The organism is Actinomadura decatromicini, from assembly GCF_008121305.1.
In the GTDB taxonomy this organism is placed as follows: domain Bacteria; phylum Actinomycetota; class Actinomycetes; order Streptosporangiales; family Streptosporangiaceae; genus Spirillospora; species Spirillospora syzygii.
In genome coordinates this window covers 859,355-876,471 of record NZ_VSRQ01000004.1, presented here as the reverse complement: position 1 = coordinate 876,471, position 17,117 = coordinate 859,355, and the positions used below count along the sequence as shown (strand labels likewise).

Annotated in this window: 14 protein-coding genes; 12 read left to right on the top strand and 2 right to left on the bottom strand. The window is 72.4% G+C overall.

Translation table 11 applies throughout. The features are described 5' to 3' along the window. Nucleotides 1-8: 8 nt before the first annotated feature. Nucleotides 9-254, bottom strand: coding sequence for a DUF6458 family protein (locus FXF68_RS22590; RefSeq protein ID WP_148762254.1), 246 nt, complete (start codon nt 252-254; stop codon nt 9-11). A 163-nt stretch (nt 255-417) separates the two neighbouring features. Here FXF68_RS22590 and gatC point away from each other — a divergent pair, with 163 nt between their 5' ends. Genes gatC through gatB form a run of 5 tightly spaced genes read left to right on the top strand, consistent with a single transcriptional unit; the run spans nt 418 to nt 5,489 of the window. Further along, the gene (gene gatC, locus FXF68_RS22585; RefSeq protein WP_148762252.1) at nt 418-717 is read left to right on the top strand and encodes an Asp-tRNA(Asn)/Glu-tRNA(Gln) amidotransferase subunit GatC; all 300 of its coding nucleotides are present in this window, start codon (nt 418-420) and stop codon (nt 715-717) included. A gap of 3 nt (nt 718-720) precedes the next feature. Further along, on the top strand, nt 721-2,202 hold the full coding sequence (gatA, locus tag FXF68_RS22580; RefSeq protein WP_148762250.1) for an Asp-tRNA(Asn)/Glu-tRNA(Gln) amidotransferase subunit GatA: 1,482 nt from the start codon (nt 721-723) through the stop codon (nt 2,200-2,202). A 25-nt stretch (nt 2,203-2,227) separates the two neighbouring features. Further along, nucleotides 2,228-3,391 (top strand): AAA family ATPase, encoded by a 1,164-nt coding sequence (locus FXF68_RS22575; protein WP_148762248.1) that lies wholly within the window; start codon nt 2,228-2,230, stop codon nt 3,389-3,391. Further along, nucleotides 3,388-3,990: a DUF4276 family protein gene (locus FXF68_RS42485; RefSeq protein ID WP_187438039.1), complete on the top strand. Its 603-nt coding sequence runs from the start codon at nt 3,388-3,390 to the stop codon at nt 3,988-3,990. Before FXF68_RS22575 ends, FXF68_RS42485 begins: the two co-directional genes overlap by 4 nt. Before the next feature lie 14 nt (nt 3,991-4,004). Further along, a complete protein-coding gene (gene gatB / locus FXF68_RS22565; protein ID WP_148762244.1) occupies nt 4,005-5,489 on the top strand; it encodes an Asp-tRNA(Asn)/Glu-tRNA(Gln) amidotransferase subunit GatB in 1,485 nt (494 codons plus the stop codon). A gap of 35 nt (nt 5,490-5,524) precedes the next feature. On the opposite strand, the gene FXF68_RS22560 is transcribed toward gatB, so the two are convergent. Further along, on the bottom strand, nt 5,525-6,625 hold the full coding sequence (locus FXF68_RS22560) for a PQQ-dependent sugar dehydrogenase (RefSeq protein ID WP_148762242.1): 1,101 nt from the start codon (nt 6,623-6,625) through the stop codon (nt 5,525-5,527). A gap of 449 nt (nt 6,626-7,074) precedes the next feature. On the opposite strand from FXF68_RS22560, the gene FXF68_RS22555 reads away from it, so the two are divergent. The 7 genes from FXF68_RS22555 to FXF68_RS22525 all read left to right on the top strand — a co-directional run bounded on the left by FXF68_RS22555 (nt 7,075) and on the right by FXF68_RS22525 (nt 17,102). Then, nucleotides 7,075-9,966, top strand: a complete 2,892-nt coding sequence (locus tag FXF68_RS22555; protein ID WP_148762442.1) for a putative bifunctional diguanylate cyclase/phosphodiesterase — start codon at nt 7,075-7,077, stop codon at nt 9,964-9,966. A gap of 245 nt (nt 9,967-10,211) precedes the next feature. Then, on the top strand, nt 10,212-11,999 hold the full coding sequence (locus FXF68_RS22550; protein ID WP_281292228.1) for an acetolactate synthase large subunit: 1,788 nt from the start codon (nt 10,212-10,214) through the stop codon (nt 11,997-11,999). A gap of 5 nt (nt 12,000-12,004) precedes the next feature. Continuing rightward, complete coding sequence (ilvN, locus tag FXF68_RS22545) at nt 12,005-12,529, top strand: acetolactate synthase small subunit (RefSeq protein WP_148352943.1); 525 nt, start codon at nt 12,005-12,007, stop codon at nt 12,527-12,529. A gap of 81 nt (nt 12,530-12,610) precedes the next feature. Beyond that, complete coding sequence (gene ilvC / locus FXF68_RS22540; RefSeq protein WP_148762238.1) at nt 12,611-13,594, top strand: ketol-acid reductoisomerase; 984 nt, start codon at nt 12,611-12,613, stop codon at nt 13,592-13,594. 127 nt (nt 13,595-13,721) lie between these two features. After that, nucleotides 13,722-14,321: a PadR family transcriptional regulator gene (locus tag FXF68_RS22535; protein ID WP_148762236.1), complete on the top strand. Its 600-nt coding sequence runs from the start codon at nt 13,722-13,724 to the stop codon at nt 14,319-14,321. Further along, nucleotides 14,318-15,034 carry an ABC transporter ATP-binding protein gene (locus tag FXF68_RS22530; RefSeq protein WP_148762234.1) on the top strand — a complete coding sequence of 239 codons (717 nt, stop codon included), beginning with the start codon at nt 14,318-14,320 and terminating at the stop codon, nt 15,032-15,034. Before FXF68_RS22535 ends, FXF68_RS22530 begins: the two co-directional genes overlap by 4 nt. Nucleotides 15,035-15,107: 73 nt before the next feature. Then, nucleotides 15,108-17,102, top strand: coding sequence for an FtsX-like permease family protein (locus FXF68_RS22525; RefSeq protein WP_187438038.1), 1,995 nt, complete (start codon nt 15,108-15,110; stop codon nt 17,100-17,102). The last annotated feature ends 15 nt before the right edge of the window (nt 17,103-17,117 follow it).

Sequence of the window (17,117 nt, the reverse complement as noted above, 5' to 3'; positions counted from 1 at the left end):
TTACCGCCTCAGTAGGGGCGGCGGTGGGTGTACTCGTCCTCGTAGTAGTACTCGTCGCGCGGCGGAGGCGGCCGCCGGTCGACCGCGCGGCGCGCGGAGGCGATCCGGACGATGCCGATGACGAGCCCGATCAGGCCGCCGAGCATCAGGATCAGTCCGACCAGCCGGATGTCGACTCCGCTGAGGTCGACGTCGACCGCGTAGGCCAGGATCGCGCCGATGATGATGAGGGCGATGCTGCCGCCGATGGTCACGGCGACCCTCCTCTCGTCCCGGGGGGTGAACAGAGGAATGGTTCCCGCCACCAGGATCTGAAACGGCGCGCCGGACGGGGGGCGGGTAAACCGGTCGGGCGGAACCGGGTGCGGCCAATAGGATGGCCGTCGAACCCAACTCATCCCAGGAACGGTTTCTCTCATGTCCGCCATCACCCGCGACGAGGTGTCGCATCTCGCCCGCCTGTCCAGGCTGGCGCTCGGCGACGACGAGCTCGACCACCTCGCCGCCCAGCTCGACCAGATCATCTCCGCGGTCGCGCGGGTGCAGGAGGTCGCCGCGGAGGACATCCCGCCCACCTCGCACGCGCTCCCGCTGACCAACGTCTACCGGACGGACGAGCTGCGACAGTGCCTCACGCCCGAGCAGGCCCTCGCCGGCGCCCCCGCCGCCGAGGAGCAGCGGTTCCGCGTCCCGCGGATCCTGGACGAGGAGGCGTGACGGGTGCTGGTCAAGAAGACCGCGGCGGAGCTCGGAGAGCTGCTCGCCGCCGGTGAGGTGTCGGCCGTCGAGGTCGCGGAAGCCCACCTGGACCGGATCGCCGAGGTGGACGGGCAGGTCAACGCCTTCCTCCACGTCGACCGCGAGACGACGCTCGCGCAGGCCCGCCGGGTCGACGAGCGCCGCGCGGCGGGGGAGGAGCTCGGCCCGCTGGCCGGCGTCCCCGTCGCGCACAAGGACGTGTTCACCACCGCCGACATGCCCACCACCGCCGGGTCCAAGATCCTGGAGGGGTGGCGGCCGCCCTACGACGCGACCGTGACCGCGCGGCTGCGCGCCGCCGGGCTGGTGATCCTCGGCAAGACGAACATGGACGAGTTCGCGATGGGCTCGTCCACGGAGAACAGCGCCTACTTCACCTCGCGCAACCCGTGGGACCTGGAGCGCGTCCCCGGCGGGTCGTCCGGCGGTTCGTCGGCGGCGGTCGCGGCGTACGAGGCGCCGCTGTCCACCGGGACCGACACCGGCGGGTCGATCCGGCAGCCCGCCGCCGTCACCGGCATCGTCGGGATGAAGCCGACCTACGGCGGGTCGTCCCGCTACGGCGTGATCGCGTTCGCGTCGTCGCTGGACACGCCGGGGCCGTTCGCCCGGACCGTGCTCGACGCGGCGCTGCTGCACGAGGCGTTCAGCGGCCACGACCCGATGGACTCCACGTCCGTCCCCGAGGCCGTCCCGCCGGTGGTGGAGGCCGCGCGCCGCGCCGACGTGAACGGGCTGCGGATCGGCGTCGTCAAGGAGTTCGCGGGCGAGGGCTACCAGCCCGGCGTGTCCGCGCGGTTCGACGAGGCGGTCGAGGTCCTGGAGTCGCTCGGCGCGAAGGTCGTCGAGGTCTCCTGTCCGCACTTCACGTACGCGCTGCCCGCCTACTATCTGATCGCGCCGTCGGAGTGCTCGTCCAACCTGGCCCGCTTCGACGCGATGCGGTACGGCCTGCGCGTAGGCGACGACGGCAGCCGCAGCGCCGAGGAGGTCATGGCGCTGACCCGCGCGGAGGGCTTCGGGCCCGAGGTGAAGCGGCGCATCATGCTCGGCACGTACGCGCTCTCGTCCGGCTACTACGACGCCTACTACGGCAAGGCGCAGCAGGTCCGGACGCTGATCAGGCGCGACTTCGAGTCCGCGTTCGAGCAGGTGGACGTGCTGGTCTCGCCGACCACGCCGACCACCGCGTTCCCGATCGGCGAGCGCGCCGACGACCCGGTCGCGATGTACCTGGCCGACCTCTGCACGATCCCGGCGAACCTGACCGGCAACGCGGCGATCTCCGTCCCGTGCGGCCTCGCGGACGACCTCCCGGTCGGCCTGCAGATCATGGCGCCCGTCCTCGGCGACGACCGCGTCTACCGCGTCGGCGCCGCCGTCGAACGCGCCCTCGAAGCCCGCTGGGGCGGCCCCCTGCTGGCGAAGGCTCCGGCCCTCTGAGCGACGAAGGAACGGCGGTACGTCAATGATCACCCGCGTCGAGATCGACGGCTTCAAGTCCTTCCTGGACTTCAAGCTCGACGTCCCGCCGTTCCTCGCCTTGGTCGGTCCGAACGCCAGCGGCAAGTCCAACCTCTTCGACGCCATCGCCTACTGCCTGGACTCGAGGCGCTACCGCTCTGACGCCATCTTGGCCGACCGCCGGGGGAGGCCGGTGGAGCTCTTCCACATGGACAGTGCTGGCCGCCCCGTGGACGAGTTCGGTGTCACTTTGCGCTGTCTGCTGAATCTGCCAGACGGATTGGCCGGCATCGAGGCTGCCGCGGACGCGCGGCTGGAGAACGGGGTACCCCAGTATCAGAACGACCACACAGGGATTCTCGATCTCGCAGCCGATACGAGTTTGCCCAAAGGCGTACGTGCGCGGGAATCGCGGGAGATCCACGACTCTTTCAATGATGACGCCCGCTTCTCCGACACGGTGGTCGCAATCGATGCCGCGTTGACGCAGGTGCTGTTCTATCCCGGCGATCCGCGTGCGATGCGGTCCGTGGCGAGTCTGGCCGATCAGCGGCCGCTGCGATCCGACGGCGCCAACCTGGCCGCCGTGCTCGGGCGGATGGGGTCGTCCTCCGCGCTGGACGATCTGATGGTCGACCTCGCCGCCCTGGTGCCGGATGTGCGCGAGGTCAGGACCGAACTGGACGAGAAGCGCCAGGAGTGGTCGTTCGAACTCGTCCTCGAAGGGCAGGGGAGCGTCCCCAGCACCCTTCTGTCGGACGGCACGCTGCGGATCCTCGGTCTGCTCGCGGCACTGCACGATCCAGACCACGCCGGGGTTCTGTTGGTGGAGGAGATCGAGAACGGGCTTCATCCGGGTCGGCTCGCCGAGTTGCTGCGGCGGATCCAGGAGCGGGTAACGGACCTGAACGACCCGGCGTCGTTGGATCGTCCGCTGCGGCAGGTCATCATCACCAGCCATTCGCCGGTGGTGGTGTCCGAGCTGTACCGGTCGCGTCCCGAGGCGCTCGTCTTCATGGACACGGCGGTCCGCGTGGATCCGGACAAGGAGCGGGTGTCCCGCGTCACCGTCGCGAAATCCGTCCGCGACGGCGGAGAACCGGGAACGTTCGTGTCGCCCCGGCAGGTTCGCAAGTACCTGGGGACCGTGCGGCAGGACGAGTTGTGAGCCGTCCGCTGGTCCCCGGGCTCGTGGCTGAGAACACCACCGACGAACGGTTCCTCGGCCCCGTGGTCTTCCGGCAGCTCAAGGCGTTGACGGAGCGGGGGACCCGGCACGTCGTGGACGTCGCCAAGACCGAGATCGGCGAATGCTGGACGATCAAGGACGCCGACCGGGTCTGCCGGGCGGTCGTCGAGCTGGCCGAGGACTGCCATCTGGTCTGCGTCCACAACGACCACAACGAACGCGGCAAGGCCGCGAAGGTCGTAGAGGCCCTGGGTGAACGGGGCCTGGCCACGCCTGTGATCCCGCTCGTGCCGGTGCGGGAGACGGAGGCGTGGCTGCTCGCCGACCGCGAGGTCTGGGCGGGGCTGCGGGGGAGCGACCCGTCGCACCTGCCCGTCCGTCCCAGGGACGTGGAGAAGATCCACGATCCCAAGCCGGTGCTGGACGCGGTTCGCCCGCGGCGCGGACGCCGCTCGCGGGCCGACTACTTCGATTACATAGGACAGAATGTCGACCTCGACGTGCTCGCACAGATCCCGGCGTACGCCGCCTGGGTGGCCGAGACGGAAGAGGCGTTGAAGGGACTGGGATTCCTGTGAGCGTGGAAACGCTGATGGACTATGACGAGGCGCTCGCGCGGTTCGAGCCGGTGCTCGGGATCGAGACGCACATCGAGCTGGGCACCGTGTCCAAGATGTTCTGCGGGTGTCCGACGGGCTTCGGGGCCGAGCCGAACACGCAGGTGTGCCCGGTGTGCCTCGGGCTGCCGGGGTCGCTGCCGGTCACCAACCGCGCCGCGATCGAGGGGATCATCAAGATCGGCCTCGCGCTGAACTGCGAGATCGTCGAGTGGTGCCGGTTCGCCCGGAAGAACTACTTCTATCCGGACATGCCGAAGAACTTCCAGATCTCGCAGTACGACGAGCCGCTCTGCGTCGACGGCCACCTGGAGGTCGAGGTCGACGGCGACACGTACCGGATCGAGATCGAGCGCGTCCACATGGAGGAGGACACCGGCAAGTCGCTGCACGTCGGCGGTGCCACCGGGCGCATCCACGGCGCGGAGTACTCGCTGGTCGACTACAACCGGGCGGGCATCCCGCTGGTCGAGATCGTGACGAAGCCGATCGTCGCGACCGGCGACAAGGCGCCGCTCGTGGCCCGCGCGTACGCGACGGAGCTGCGCGAGCTCGTCCGGTCCCTCGGGGTGTCGGACGTGCGCATGGAGCAGGGCTCGATGCGCTGCGACGTGAACGTGTCGCTGATGCCGCGCGGCGCGTCCGAGTGGGGGACGCGCTCGGAGACGAAGAACGTCAACTCGCTGCGGTCGGTGGAGCGGGCCGTCCGGTCGGAGATCGAGCGGCAGGCGGGCGTGCTGTCCGCCGGCGGCCGCGTCGTCCAGGAGACCCGGCACTTCCACGAGGACACCGGCCGCACGACGAGCGGGCGCAGCAAGGAAGAGGCGCAGGACTACCGCTACTTCCCCGAGCCCGACCTGGTGCCGATGGCGCCGTCCCGGGCCTGGGTGGACGAGCTGCGCGCGTCCCTGCCGGAGCTCCCGGCCGCGCGCCGCCGCCGCATCCAGGAGGAGTGGAGGCTGTCCGACCTGGAGCTGCGGGACGTCGTCAACGCGGGCGCCGTCGACCTCATCGAGGCCACGGTCGCGCAGGGCACCGACGCCGGGGCCGCGCGCAAGTGGTGGATGAACGAGCTGTCCCGCCGCGCGACCGAGCAGGGCGTCGAGCTGGCCGACCTGCCGATCACGCCGGAGCAGGTCGCCCGCGTCCAGGCGATGATCACCGCGGGGGAGCTGAACGACAAGCTGGCCCGCAAGGTGTTCGAGGGCGTCCTCGCGGGCGAGGGCGGGCCGGACGAGGTCGTCGCCGCCCGCGGGCTCAAGGTCGTCAGCGACGAGGGCGAGCTGGCGTCGGTGATCGACCAGGTGATAGCCGACAACGCGGCCGTGGCCGACAAGATCCGCGCGGGCAAGGTCGCCGCGGCGGGCGCGCTGGTCGGCGCGGTCATGAAGGCGACCCGCGGGCAGGCCGACGCCGGGCGCGCGCGCGAGCTGATCCTGGAGAAGCTCGGCGCGTCCTGAGCATCTCCCGTCCGCTGACGCCGCCCTGAGCGGCGTCAGCGGACGGGGACGCTGATGATGCGGTCGTCGTCCTTGGCGGGGTCGCCGCGTCCGTCCCGGTTGCTCGTGGTGATCCACAGCGTGCCGTCGGGCGCCGCGACGGCGGCGCGGAGGCGTCCGTAGACGGCCTCGAAGTGCGCGACGGGCCGTCCCGCCCTGCCGTTGTCGAGGGGCACCTGCCAGAGGCGCCGTCCGCCGAGCGCGGCGGCCCACAGCGACCCGTTCGCGTAGGCGAGGCCGGACGGCGACGCCTCGTCCGTCGACCAGGTCAGCAGCGGGTCGGTGAAGCCCTTCCGGCGGCCGACGCCCTCCACCTCGGGCCAGCCGTAGTTCTTGCCCTTCTCGATCCGGTTGATCTCGTCGAAGGTGTTCTGGCCGAACTCGGAGGCGAACATGCGGCCCTTGTCGTCCCAGGCGATGCCCTGGACGTTGCGGTGCCCGTACGTCCAGACGCGGTCGCCGAACGGGTTGCCGGGGGCGGGCTTCCCGTCGGGCGTGACACGCAGGATCTTCCCGCCGAGGGAGTTCTTGTTCTGGGCGAGGGGCCCGTCGCCGGTCTCGCCGGTCGTGATGTAGAGCATTTTGTCCGGCCCGAACTGGAGCCGCCCGCCGTTGTGGTTGGGTCCCTTCGGGATGCCGGTGACGATCGGCTGCGGCGCGCCGAGCGACCCGTCGAGGGTGGCGCGGACGACACGGTTGTCGGACGCGGCGGTGAAGTACAGGTAGACGAGGTGGTCGGTGGCGTAGGACGGCGACACGGCGACGCCCAGAAGACCTCCCTCGCCTTCCGGCTGCACTCCTGGCACCTTCGCGATCTGCCGTCGTTGCCCGGACGGCGACACCCGCAGTAGGTTCGCGGTGTCGCGCTCGGTGACCAGCGCGTCGCCGCCGGGCAGGAACGCGACGGCCCACGGCACCGCCAGGCCGGACGCGACGACGCGCGCCCCGCCCGGGCTCGCGGACGGGGACGACGCCCCGGCCGTGGCGGGCGGTGGGGTGCTCGCCTCGCCGCCGCCGGAGCCGCCCGAGGAGCAGGCCGCCGCGGAGGCCGCGAGGAACAGCGCGGCCGCGGCGAGGACGATCGTCTGCTGTCGCATGATCGTATGCTTGCGCATGGGTGCCTCCGGAGGAAGCACGGACCGTGCGCGTCCGGCGGTTCCGCCCGGCGGCGCCGCTCCGAACGCGGTCACACAGGGTGATCTCCGGCAGGTCGGACCAGGAGGGACGATTCGGTTTCGGTCGTCCCAAACCGGGATCCGACTAGGGCGTTCGTCGCCGGGAGGACGCCCAGCCTCAATCGCTCCGTGACCTACCGAACGTACATTGAGCGTCACGGTGATCCCGTAGTGCAGCAACGTCGCTGATCTCCGGCGGGCGAGACGGACGCGCTCGCAGGCCGGCCCGCGCGCACTCCGCGCGGGGCACGATTCATGGCCTCCCGCCCGTTATCCGGGCGGGACGAGTGGTGAAGACCCACATCTCCCCTGGCGCGGCGCTGCGCCTCCAGGGACCGACGCTCCACCGGGGCGGGAAGGAACACGGCGCGATGAGCGGCGACCACACCAGGCGGATACCGCCGCGTGCGCTGCCCGTCGCCATGGCCGTCATCGCCGGCGCGCTGTACGCCACCGGCTCGCTGCTCGGCTGGGGCGGCCGCGCGTTCATCGCGTGGACCGAGGTCGCCGCCGCGGTCGCCGCCGCCGTGTCGCTGCTGCTGTCGGCCCGGCGCCCGGCCGGGCCGCCCGCCGACGCCGCGCCCGGCGGGCTGTGGCGCGCGTCCTGGCGCTGGTACGGGATCGCCGCCGCGGCCTGGTTCGCGGGCGCGCTCGGCAGCGCCCTGTCGAGCGCGGGCGACCCGGGCGGGCGCAGCGCGCTGTCGCTGTCCGTCCCCGACCTGTTCTACCTGGTGGCGCTGACGTCGCTGGTGGTCGGCCTGGTCGTGCCGATCAGGCTGCCGCGGGACGCGGGCGCCTGGCTCCGCTACGCCGCCGACACCTACGTCTGCGCGTGCGCGCTGTTCGTGCTCGGCTGGGTCGCGCTGTTCGGCAGGCTCTACCACCAGTCGGGGGAGTCGCCGTCGGAGTTCCTGCTCGAACTGCTGTACCCGCTGATCGACATCGTGTTCATCTGCGGGGCGCTGCCGTTCGTCCTCGGCGCGGCGCGCGGCCGGCGGCGGCTCGCCTGGATGGGCTACGGCGCACTGACGGCGGTCGCGGGCGCCGACATCGTGACGACGTTCGTCCGGCTGGACGGCGGCCGGGCGGCCGACGACCCGTCCGACATCCTGCGGCTCGCCGGGCTGCTGCTCCTGCTGCTCGTCCCGTGGACGGGCCCGGCCCCCGAACCCGACCTCCCGGTCGACGACATCCCCGCCGACATCGCCGTCGACATCGCCGCCGCGGACGGCGAGCCGGACGCCGCCGACCCGGCGGGCGAGCGGCGCGGCCGCATGATCGGCCCCGGCCTCGCCCCGGCCGCGGTCGCCGCCGCGGCCGGGCTGTTCATCGCGGGCCACTCGATCACCGGGGAGAACGGCCTCGAACCGGGCGTTTCGATCACCGCGGGGTCGGCCGCGCTGGTGCTGATCGCGCGGCTGGCCGGGCTGCTAAGGGAGAACGACCGGCTGCGTCGCGCGGTGGAGACCGGCGAGGAGCACTTCCGCGCGCTGACGGAGAGCATCGACGACGCGGTCCTCATCTGCGACCTCGACGCGACCGTCCGTTACGCCAGCGCGGGAGCCCTGCGCACCTACCACTACGCCCCGGACGAGCTGCTCGGCCGCCCGCTGAACGAGATCGTCCACCCGGAGGACCTGCCCCGCGTCCAGGACGTGTTCACCGAGTTCCTCGACGACCAGGCCGGGACGGCGGCGGGCCGCCTCGCCGACCCGCGCGACGCGCTCCGCGTCTCCTGCCGGGTCCGCGCCGCCGACGGGACGTGGCTGCCCACCGAGTCCACGGTCTCCTGGTTCACCGGCTCCGACGGCGGGCCCGCACGCCTGCTGGTCACGACCCGCGACCTGAGCGAGCAGGCGGCGCTCCAGCGGCAGGTCGCGCACCTGACCTTCCACGACGGCCTGACGGGCCTGCCGAACCGGTCCTACTTCGAGGAGCGCACCCGCGAGGTGCTGTCGCGGCGGCCGTCCGCCGGGGCGGTCGCGGTGGTCTTCGTCGACCTGGACGGCTTCACCGCCGTCAACGACTCCGAGGGGCACGCGGCGGGCGACCAGGTGCTCTCGCAGGCGGCGCGGCGGCTGCGGGCCAACGTCCAGTCCGACGACACGGTGGCGCGCTGGGGCGGGGACGAGTTCGCGGTGCTCGTCCAGCTCCCGCCGGACGACCGTGAGACACGCGCCACTGTCGAGCTCGCCGGACGCCTCCTCCGGGTCCTTTCGGTCGACCCTTACCAGGTCGGCGACAAGCACATCGTGCTGACGGCGAGTGTCGGCATCGCGTTCGCGGGCGACGACGAGCGCCCCCCGGACGGCGGCGGCTCGGACGCCGAGCGCCGCCTCCGCCGCACCGCCGCCGACCTGCTGCGCAACGGCGACCTCGCGATGGCCAGGGCGAAGGAGCTCGGCGGCGGGCGGGTCGAGGTGTACGCGCCGCACATGCACGCCGACGTCGTCCGGCGGCTCGAACTCGGCAGCGACCTGCAGCGGGCGCTCGCCGAGGAGCAGTTCGCGATCGAGTTCCAGCCGGTGGTGGAGCTGGCGACGTCCCGGGTGTGCGGGGTGGAGGCGCTGCTGCGCTGGTGGCGGGGCGGCGAGGCGGTGCCGCCGGAGGAGTTCATCGGCCCGGCGGAGGAGTCCGGCCTGATGATCCCGCTCGGCGGCTGGGTGCTGCGCGAGGCGTGCCGGGAGGTCGCCCGGTGGCGCCGCGACTCGTGGGACATCGGCCTCTCGGTCAACTTCACCGGACGGCAGATCGCCGCGCCCCGGTTCGTCGAGTCGGTCGCGGCGGTGCTCGCGGAGACGGGCCTGCCGCCGCACGCGCTGACGCTGGAGGTGCGCGAGGAGGTCCTCGTCGAGGACGCGGGCCAGAACGTCGCGCGCCTGTCGGAGCTGCGCGAGCTGGGCGTCCGGCTCGCCATCGACGACTTCGGCACCGGGTACGCCTCGCTCGCCTACCTCGGGCAGCTCCCCGTCGACATCATCAAGATCGACCCGTCGTTCGTGGCGGGCCTCGGCTCGGACGAGACCCTGACCCTCCTCACGCGGACGATCGTCCGGCTCGGCAGCGACCTCGGGCTGACCGTGGTGGCGGAGGGCATCGAGCGGCCCGAGCAGCTCCAGGCGCTGCGCGAGATGGGCTGCCCGCGCGGGCAGGGGTTCCTCGTGGCGCGGCCGATGGCGGCCGGACGGGTGGAGTCCCTCGTCCGGACGAACCTGGAGGAGCACGGCAGGTCCAGCGACGTGCCGCTTCCGCTGCCGGGATGACCGGCGGCGCGAGCGCCGCGCGGCGACCGAGGGCCGGTCATGGTGTCTCAAATGGTGAGACAAAGTGTTCAATAATTTGACCGCGGGCCGGACATCGGCGAAAGTGGGGCCCGTGCAGAGCACCATCACCATTCTCGTAGTACTTGGTCGGCGCGCAGGCTGACCAAGCTCCTCGTCCTGCGCGCCTCCCCTCGACCGCCTGCCGGCGGCGGGGGTTTTTTGTTGCCCGGCGAGCCAAGAGACACATCTCCCCAAGGGAAACCCAGATCATGACGACCGAACAGATGACGGGAGCCCAGGCGCTGGTCCGCGCACTGGAGAACGTCGGCGTCGACACCGTGTTCGGCATTCCGGGCGGCGCGATCCTCCCGGCCTACGACCCGATCTTCGACTCCGCGAAACTGCGGCACATCCTCGTCAGGCACGAGCAGGGCGCGGGGCACGCGGCCCAGGGCTACGCGATGGTGACCGGCAAGGTGGGCGTGTGCATGGCCACCAGCGGGCCGGGCGCGACGAACCTCGTCACGGCGATCTCCGACGCCTACATGGACTCGGTGCCGATCGTGGCGATCACCGGCCAGGTGGCCTCGTCCCTCATCGGGACGGACGGCTTCCAGGAGGCCGACATCGCCGGCATCACGATGCCGATCACCAAGCACAACTTCCTGGTGACGAAGGCCGGGGACATCGCCCGGACGATCGCCGAGGCGTTCCACATCGCCTCCACCGGGCGTCCCGGACCGGTCCTCGTCGACATCGCCAAGGACGCCCTCCAGGCCACGGTCGAGTTCGAGTGGCCGGTCGCGCTGCAGCTGCCCGGCTACCGGCCCGTCACCCGGCCGCACTCCAAGCAGGTCAGGGAGGCGGCACGGCTGATCGTCGCGGCGGAGCGCCCGGTGCTGTACGTCGGCGGCGGGGTGCTGAAGGCGAACGCCTCCGCCGAGCTGAAGGTGCTGGCGGAGCTGACCGGCGCGCCGGTCGTCACCACGCTGATGGCGAAGGGCGCCCTGCCCGACAGCCACCCCCTGCACATGGGCATGCCGGGCATGCACGGCGCGGTCGGCGCGGTCGGCGCGCTGCAGCGGTCCGACCTGCTGGTCGCGCTCGGCGCCCGGTTCGACGACCGGGTCACCGGCAAGCTGGACGGCTTCGCCCCGAACGCCAAGGTCGTGCACGCCGACATCGACCCGGCGGAGATCTCCAAGAACCGGCACGCGGACGTCCCGATCGTCGGCGACGCCCGCGAGGTCCTCGCCGACCTGATCGTCGCGGTGCAGAAGGAGCACGAGGCCGGGCGCAAGGGCGACTACAGCGACTGGTGGCGGCAGCTCCAGGCGTGGCGCGACACGTACCCGCTGGGCTACGACACGCCGTCGGACGGCTCGCTGTCTCCGCAGTACGTGATCGAGCGGATCGGCCGCCTCGCCGGCCCCGACGCCTACTACGTCGCGGGCGTCGGCCAGCACCAGATGTGGGCCGCGCAGTTCATCAGGTACGAGCGGCCGGGCGCGTTCCTGAACTCGGGCGGCGCGGGGACGATGGGCTACGCCGTCCCGGCGGCGATGGGCGCGAAGGTCGGCGCGCCGGACACGACGGTCTGGGCGATCGACGGCGACGGCTGCTTCCAGATGACCAACCAGGAGCTCGCCACCTGCGCGATCGAGGGCGTCCCCGTCAAGATCGCCATCATCAACAACGGCAACCTGGGCATGGTCCGGCAGTGGCAGACGCTCTTCTACAACGAGCGCTACTCCAACACCGGGCTCCAGCCGCAGGCCGGGCACGCGGCCAAGCGGATCCCCGACTTCGTCAAGCTCGCCGAGGCGTACGGTTGTGTCGGCCTGCGCTGCGAGAAGGCCGAGGACGTCGACGAGGTCATCGCGAAGGCCATGGAGATCAACGACGCTCCGGTCGTGATCGACTTCGTCGTCCACAAGGACGCCATGGTCTGGCCGATGGTCGCGGCGGGCACCACCAACGACGACATCAAGATCGCGCGGGACATGGCGCCCGAGTGGGAGAACGGAGACTGACCCCGATGAGCCTGCACACCCTGTCGGTGCTCGTGGAGAACAAGCCCGGCATCCTGGCCCGGGTCGCGGCGCTGTTCTCCCGGCGCGGCTTCAACATCGAGTCGCTCGCGGTCGGCACCACCGAGCATCCGGACATCTCCCGGATGACGATCGTGGTCAACGTCGAGGAACTGCCGCTCGAACAGGTCACGAAGCAGCTGAACAAGCTGATCAACGTGCTGAAGATCGTCGAGCTGGACCGGACGGCGTCCGTCCAGCGGGAGCTGGTGCTGGTCAAGGTGCGCGCGGACGCCGAGACCCGGTCCCAGGTGCTGGAGACCGTCCAGCTCTTCCGGGCCAAGGTGGTCGACGTCGCGCCCGACGCCGTCACGATCGAGGCCACCGGCAACCGCGACAAGCTGGACGCGTTCATCAAGGTCCTGGAGCCCTTCGGCATCAAGGAGCTGGTGCAGTCGGGACTGGTGGCCATCGGCCGCGGCGCCCGGTCGATCACCGACCGCTCGCTGCGGGCCATCGAGCGCAGCGCGTGACTTCCGGCCGTCCCCGCCTCCCGGCGGGGACGGCCTTCCATTCAGTGACAATCACGAAAGGCAACAAGCACTGTGGCTGAGATGTTCTACGACGACGCCGCCGACCTGAGCGTGATCCAGGGCCGGCACGTGGCGGTCATCGGTTACGGGAGCCAGGGGCACGCGCACGCGCTGTCGCTGCGCGACTCCGGCGTCGACGTGCGGGTCGGGCTCCGCGAGGGGTCGGCGAGCCGGGAGCTCGCGGAGGCCGAGGGGCTGCGCGTCGTCACCCCGGCGGAGGCCGCCGAGGAGGCCGACCTGATCATGCTTCTCGCCCCGGACCACCACCACCGGGAGATCTTCGAGAAGGACGTCAAGCCCGCGCTGGTCGAGGGCGACGCGCTGTTCTTCGGCCACGGGTTCAGCATCCGGTACGACCTCGTCCAGCCGCCGGAGGGCGTGGACGTGGCGATGGTCGCGCCGAAGGGCCCGGGGCACCTCGTGCGGCGGCAGTTCGTCGCCGGGCGCGGCGTGCCGGTGATCGTGGCGGTGGAGAAGGACGCGTCCGGGAACGCCTGGCCGCTGGCCCTGTCCTACGCGAAGGCGATCGGCGGGCTCCGCGCGGGCGGCATCAGGACGACGTTCACCGAGGAGACCGAGACCGACCTGTTCGGCGAGCAGACGGTGCTGTGCGGCGGCGTCTCCGAGCTGATCAAGACCGGGTTCGAGGTGCTGACCGAGGCGGGCTACCAGCCCGAGGTCGCCTACTTCGAGGTGCTGCACGAGCTGAAGCTGATCATCGACCTGATCTACGAGGGCGGCATCTCGAAGATGTACTGGTCGGTGTCGGACAACGCCGAGTACGGCGGCTACACCCGCGGCCCGCGCGTGATCACGCCGGAGACCAAGGCCGCGATGAAGAAGATCCTCGGCGAGATCCAGTCCGGGCAGTACGCCAAGGAGCTGGTGGACGAGTTCGAGGGCGGCCAGAAGGAGTTCGGCCGGTACCGCGAGGAGCTCGCCGAGCACCCGATCGAGAAGACGGGCGCGGAGCTGCGCCCGATGATGAGCTGGCTCAACGACTGAGCCCCTCCCATCGCGGCAGGTCATCGCGGCGTGTCACCCCGGCGGGGTGACACGCCGCAGCCGTTTCGGGACACCGGTGCACGCTCGGTGTTGCCATGTGCATACTCGGTATGCATACTTGGTAGGCATGTCCATACGTCACGGCCTGCTGGCCCTGCTGTCGCAGGGGCCCCGCTACGGCTACCAGCTCCGCGCCGAGTTCGAGTCGTCCACGGGCGCGACCTGGCCCCTCAACATCGGGCAGGTGTACTCCACGCTGTCCCGGCTCGAACGCGACGACCTCGTCGCCCGCGTCGGCGCCGACGACGAGGGCCGCTTCGTCTACCGGATCACCCCGGCGGGGGAGGCGGAGGTCCGGCGCTGGTTCGGCACCCCGATCACCCGCACCGACCGGCCCCGCGACGAGCTCGCGATCAAGCTGGCGATGGCCGTGACGACGCCGGGCGTGGACGTCGCGCGGGTCGTCCAGGCCCAGCGCACCGCCACGCTCCGCAGCCTCCAGGAGCTCACCCGGCTCAAGGTCTCGGCGCCCGCCGCGCCCGCCGAGCAGGGCGACCGCGCGTGGCGGCTCGTCCTGGAGTCGATGGTCTTCCAGGCGGAGGCCGAGGTGCGCTGGCTGGATCACTGCGAGGCGTTCATCGCGCAGGCCGGGCCGCCCGCGGTGAGCGCCCCCGCCCCCGGCCCGGCCGACGCCCCGGCGGAAGCGGACGAGGAGGCGCGGCGATGAGCCTGCTCGCGCTCCGCGAGGTCTCCCGCGACCACGGCAGCGGCCCCGGCCTCGTGCACGCCCTCCGGAGCGTGACGCTGGACGTCGCGCCCGGCGAGTTCGTCGCCGTGATGGGGCCGTCCGGCTCCGGCAAGTCGACCCTGCTGACGCTCGCGGGCGGGCTCGACACGCCGTCGTCCGGGCAGGTCTTCGTGGACGGCGCCGACCTCGGCGCGCTCGGCCGGGCCGGACGGTCCGCGCTGCGCCGCCGCAGCGTCGGCTACATCTTCCAGGACCTCAACCTCATCCCGAGCCTGACCGCCGCCGAGAACGTCATGCTGCCCCGCGAGCTGGACGGCGTCCGCGCCCGGCAGGCCCGCCGCGAGGCGGCGCACGCGCTCACCGAGGTCGGCGTCCAGGAGCTCGCCGACCGCTACCCGGACGAGATGTCCGGCGGCCAGCAGCAGCGCGTCGCCATCGCCCGCGCGCTCGTCGGCGACCGGCGGCTCGTCCTCGCCGACGAGCCGACCGGCGCGCTCGACAGCAACACCGGCGAGGACATCATGCGCGTCCTGCGCGGGCGCTGCGACGCGGGCGCGTCCTGCCTGATGGTGACGCACGAGTCCCGGCACGCCGCCTGGGCCGACCGCGTCGTCTTCCTGCGCGACGGCCGGATCGTCGACACCACGCCCGCCGCCACCGGTCCGGAGAGCCTCCTGCAGGAGGCGCCATGACCGGCGCGACGCGAGGATCATGGCACCGCCGCTCCGGGGGCCTGGGGTTCTTCCCCGGGAAAGGCGGGACTCCGTGAGCGAGTATCTCTGCGCGCTGCGCATGGCGGCGCGGGACGCGGCGCGGTCCAAGGGGCGCACCGCGCTGGTGCTGGCGATGATCGGGTTCCCCACCACCCTGATCGTCATGCTGGCCGTCCTGATGCGGACGGGCGAGCCCACGCAGGCGGTGGTCGCGGGGGAGGGCGAGCCCGTCTCGGACGGCGCCGCTGCCGCCGCCGAGAGCGCCATCGGCGCGCTGGTCGTCACGATGATCGTGCTCCAGGTCGTGCTGCTCGCCGGGCCGTCGTTCGTCGTGGACGTCCGCAGGCGCCGCCGCGACCTCGCGCTCGTCGCCGCGGCGGGCGGGGAGGCCCGGCACCTGCGCGCCGTCGTCCTCGCGGGCGGCCTGGTCATCGGCGGGGCCGCCGCGCTCGGCGGGGCGGCGCTCGGGATCGTCGGCTCGGCGATCGCGAAGCCGGTCATCGAGGCCGTGACCGACGAGAGACTCGGCCCGTTCCGGGTGCCGTGGGGGCTCGTCCTCGTCACGATGCTCGTCGCGGCGGGCAGCGGCGTCCTCGCCGCGCTGGTCCCCGCCCGGCAGGCCGCCCGGATGGACGTCGTGTCCGCCCTCGCCGGCCGCCGCGACCCGCCCGGCCGGGCCCGCCGCGGCCTGCCGCTGCTCGGCGGCCTGCTGGTCGCCGCCGGCATCGTGATCTCGCTGGTCGGCGTGCGGGTCATGCGCGAGTTCGGCGCGGCGCTCGGCGCGGCGGCGATCATCATCGGGCTGGTGATGGTCTGCCCGGCGGTCGTCGGGGCGTCCGGGCGCGTCGCGTCCCGGCTCCCGCTGCCGCTGCGCCTCGCCGTCCGGGACGCCGCCCGCAACCGCGCCCGCACCGCCCCGGCCGTCGCGGCGATCACCGCCGCCGTGGCCGCCGTCACCGCGCTGGCCATCGGGGGCGCCAGCGACTTCCGCCAGCGGGAGATCGAGTACCGGCCGGAACTGCCGATGGGGACGACCCTCGTCCGCGCGCCGACGGAGCGCGCGGACGAGGTCGAGCGGGCCGTGCGCGGCGACTTGCCCGGCGTGCCCGTCCAGAGCCTGAAGGTCCTGCCCTACGCGGAGGGGGCCTGCAACGAGGAGGCCACTCCCGGGTGCCCCTCGGTGCACGTCGCCGGCAAGGACGACGACGGCATGCGGATCTCCCTCCTGGACAACGTCGTCGGCGGGCCCCGCGAGGCGCGCCTGCTGCTCGGCCGCGACGACCCGGCCGTCAGCGCCGCGCTGACCGCGGGCAAGGTCGTGCTGTTCCGGTCGCGGCCGCCCGCGAGCGGGATGACGACCATGAGGATCTCCTTCCAGGAGGGGCAGGGGAAGGGCCGCGTCATCAGGGACGTCCCGGCCGTCGCCGCCGCCGGGGACCCGCACGTGCGGACGATCATCCCGCCCGCCGTCGCCGCGCGGACCGGCCTCCCCCTGCACACGGAGGCGTACGGCGTCGACCGCGCCGACCACCGGGTCACCAAGGCCGAGGAGTCCCGGCTGAAGAAGACGATCTCCCGGTTCACCCAGGAGTCCGAACTGGTCTACGTCGAGCGGGGCTTCACCGAGTCCCTCGACGGCGTCCTGCTGCTGCTCGCCGGCGTCGCCGCCGCGCTGGTCCTCGGCGGCGCGCTGATCTCGACCGGGCTGGCCGCCGCCGACGCCAGGCCCGACCTCGCCACCCTCGCCGCGGTCGGCGCCCGGCCCCGGACGCGGCGGGTGCTGACAATGGCCCAGGCCGTGGTCGTCGCGGGATTCGGCTGCTGGATCGGCATCGCGGGCGGGCTCGTCCCCGGCTTCGCCGTGACGCGCCCGCTCACCGAGCAGCTCGAGGCGTCCGACGACAGCGTGCCGCCGCACGGGGCGATCCTGGACGTGCCGTGGCTGCTGCTGATCGCCATCGGGGTCGTCGTCCCGCTCGTCGCGGCGCTCGCCGCCGGGATGTTCACCGCCGGCCGGCTGCCGATGACCCGCCGCGCGGCGGGGTAGGGACGCGCCGGTCCG

What these genes read in the sequence shown, in the direction of transcription:
- gatC (WP_148762252.1), top strand. Translation starts at nt 418, where the DNA reads ATGTCCGCCATCACCCGCGACGAGGTGTCGCATCTCGCCCGCCTGTCC.
- FXF68_RS22575 (WP_148762248.1), top strand. Translation starts at nt 2,228, where the DNA reads ATGATCACCCGCGTCGAGATCGACGGCTTCAAGTCCTTCCTGGACTTC.
- gatB (WP_148762244.1), top strand. Translation starts at nt 4,005, where the DNA reads ATGGACTATGACGAGGCGCTCGCGCGGTTCGAGCCGGTGCTCGGGATC.
- FXF68_RS22560 (WP_148762242.1), bottom strand. Translation starts at nt 6,625, where the DNA reads ATGCGACAGCAGACGATCGTCCTCGCCGCGGCCGCGCTGTTCCTCGCG.
- FXF68_RS22555 (WP_148762442.1), top strand. Translation starts at nt 7,075, where the DNA reads ATGAGCGGCGACCACACCAGGCGGATACCGCCGCGTGCGCTGCCCGTC.
- ilvN (WP_148352943.1), top strand. Translation starts at nt 12,005, where the DNA reads ATGAGCCTGCACACCCTGTCGGTGCTCGTGGAGAACAAGCCCGGCATC.
- ilvC (WP_148762238.1), top strand. Translation starts at nt 12,611, where the DNA reads ATGTTCTACGACGACGCCGCCGACCTGAGCGTGATCCAGGGCCGGCAC.
- FXF68_RS22535 (WP_148762236.1), top strand. Translation starts at nt 13,722, where the DNA reads ATGTCCATACGTCACGGCCTGCTGGCCCTGCTGTCGCAGGGGCCCCGC.
- FXF68_RS22530 (WP_148762234.1), top strand. Translation starts at nt 14,318, where the DNA reads ATGAGCCTGCTCGCGCTCCGCGAGGTCTCCCGCGACCACGGCAGCGGC.